This window comes from Mesorhizobium sp. M7A.F.Ca.AU.001.01.1.1, assembly GCF_004022735.1.
Lineage (GTDB): Bacteria > Pseudomonadota > Alphaproteobacteria > Rhizobiales > Rhizobiaceae > Mesorhizobium > Mesorhizobium ciceri.
Map to the genome: position 1 here is coordinate 1 of NZ_RZPF01000895.1, position 2,268 is coordinate 2,268.

Below are 2,268 nucleotides of genomic sequence, written 5' to 3' on the forward strand. Positions count from 1 at the left end.
CCCCTCAGCCGCTCCGCTGATGGGGCGGTTTTTACTGCCGTAAAGACTGCTCTTTGTGTCAGAAAAACCAGGCGTTTAGCCAGATGAGCGGGAGAGTTCCAGTCGAACGACAACCCGCCATTATCCGACGACAGCAGGAATCGGCCGCAAGGAAGCCCGCTAGTGCTGTTAACCTTCTGTTAACCTAAAACTTCTTGCCGGGCTTTCCGAATCGGAGCTTAATGGCGCTTGTTGAATAATTTCATCGCAAAAAGCGCCAATTCAGGTTTTCGACGAGAATGAATATCGCCATGCGGCTACCGAGCTTCGAGTTCGATGAGAAAATCCTCGAGCAGGGTGCTGAGATATCACGGCGCCTTAACCAGCTTCGGATGGAGAAATTTCCCCCCGATGCGGCGAAGACGCTGCGTTCGTTTTCGATGGCAGAAGTCGCTCACTATCTTGGTGTCTCGCAGAACAATCTGAAGCGCCTTCATCTGGAGGGCAAGGGCCCCCTGCCCGAGCAGATCCCATCGGGACGCCGGTCCTACACTGCCCAGCAGATGCTTGAGCTGCGCCATTTCCTGGACCAGCATGGCAGGACCGAAGTCAAGAAGTATGTCCCGCACCGCAAGTCCGGCGACAAGCTCCAGGTCGTTGCTGTCGTCAACTTCAAGGGGGGCAGTGGCAAGACAACGACTGCCGCCCACCTCGCCCAGCATCTGGCCTTGACCGGCCACCGTGTTCTTGCAATCGATCTCGATCCTCAAGCCTCACTGTCGGCCCTGCATGGGTTCCAGCCGGAACTTGATAACAACCTCTCGCTCTATGAGGCGATTCGTTACGATGACGAACGCCGCTCGATTGCGGACGTAATCCTTCCGACGAATTTTCCAGGTCTCGATATCATCCCCGCCAATCTCGAATTGCAGGAATACGAATACGACACGCCCCTCGCCATGCAGGATAAGACGTCCAATGCCGGGCGCCAGTTCTTCACGCGCATGGCGAAGGCGTTAACGGAGGTCGACGATCGCTATGACGTTGTCGTGGTTGATTGCCCGCCCCAGCTTGGCTACCTGACGTTGACGGCCATGTCGGCGGCGACGTCGGTTCTCATTACAGTTCATCCGCAGATGCTCGACCTGATGTCTATGAGCCAGTTCCTGCTCATGCTCGGCGGCATATTGAAAACCATCAAGGCCGCCGGTGCGGCAATCGAGCTCGATTGGTTTCGATATCTGATCACACGCTACGAGCCGACGGATATCCCGCAGGCGCAGATGGTAGGCTTCATGCAGTCCATGCTTGCCGGCCAGATCCTGGAGAACCCGATGTTGAAGTCGACGGCGATTTCGGACGCGGGTCTCACCAAGCAGACGCTCTACGAGGTGGAGAAGTCGGCCTTTACCCGTTCCACCTACGACCGTGCACTGGAATCCCTCGATGCGGTCAATGCTGAAATCGCGACGCTGATCCATCGTGCGTGGGGACGGTCATGACGGCGAAGTTTACGGCAGTAAAAACTGGAAATTTTGTCTTTGAAATCAAATCGCTAACCGCGATTGGAGGCGGTTAAATGGCACGCAGGGACATTTTCGGCAGTGTGTTGGGCCCTGCGACGGCAGTGGCTGATGCGAAGGACGTATCCGGGTATGCCGTTCGCGGGGCGTCGCGCTCCATCATGCAATCCTTCGAGGAGCTCTCCAAGAGCTCGGTCGTGGATCTCGATCCGGCATTTGTGGACACCTCCTTCGTTTCGGATCGCCTGGACGAAGACGATGAGGCATATCAGGAGTTGCTTGCGGCCATTCGGGAAAGAGGACAAGATTCTCCGATCCTGGTCAGGCCTCATCCTGAGCTCTCCGGTCGCTTTCAGACCGTCTTCGGGCATCGGCGCGTCAAGGTTGCCCGCCAGCTGGGACGGCCAGTACGCGCGGTCGTCAAGAAGATGGGCGATGAGGATCATGTTATTGCCCAGGGCCAAGAGAACGCCGCAAGGGCCAATTTGTCCTTCATCGAAAGGACCCTGTTTGCCGATCGCATTCTCAAGCGCGGCCACACGCCCGACACGGTGAAGTCGGCTTTGGCGCTCGATGACACGACCTTCTCGAAGATGCGTTCTGTTACCAGCAACATTCCAGAGCCAGTCATTGTGGCCATTGGCGCCGCCAAGACTGTTGGTCGGGACAGATGGTGGCAGCTCGCCAAGCTTATGGAGCATCCGGATAGCGCGGGCAGGGCGGCCGACTATGTGGCAAGTCCAGAGTTCGCCACGTCAGGCAGTGA

The 2,268-nt window shown here is 57.1% G+C and carries 2 protein-coding genes; both read left to right on the forward strand.

From position 1 onward, the window contains the following. The first annotated feature begins 278 nt into the window (after positions 1 to 278). Complete coding sequence (gene repA / locus EN884_RS33575; RefSeq protein ID WP_013525328.1) at positions 279 to 1,481, forward strand: plasmid partitioning protein RepA; 1,203 nt, start codon at positions 279 to 281, stop codon at positions 1,479 to 1,481. A 77-nt stretch (positions 1,482 to 1,558) separates the two neighbouring features. Beyond that, positions 1,559 to 2,268: plasmid partitioning protein RepB (gene repB, locus EN884_RS33580; protein WP_128361028.1), on the forward strand; the 710-nt coding region annotated here is incomplete at its 3' end.

Coding starts and splice junctions, on each gene's coding strand:
- repA (WP_013525328.1), top strand. CDS start 279: ATGAATATCGCCATGCGGCTACCGAGCTTCGAGTTCGATGAGAAAATC.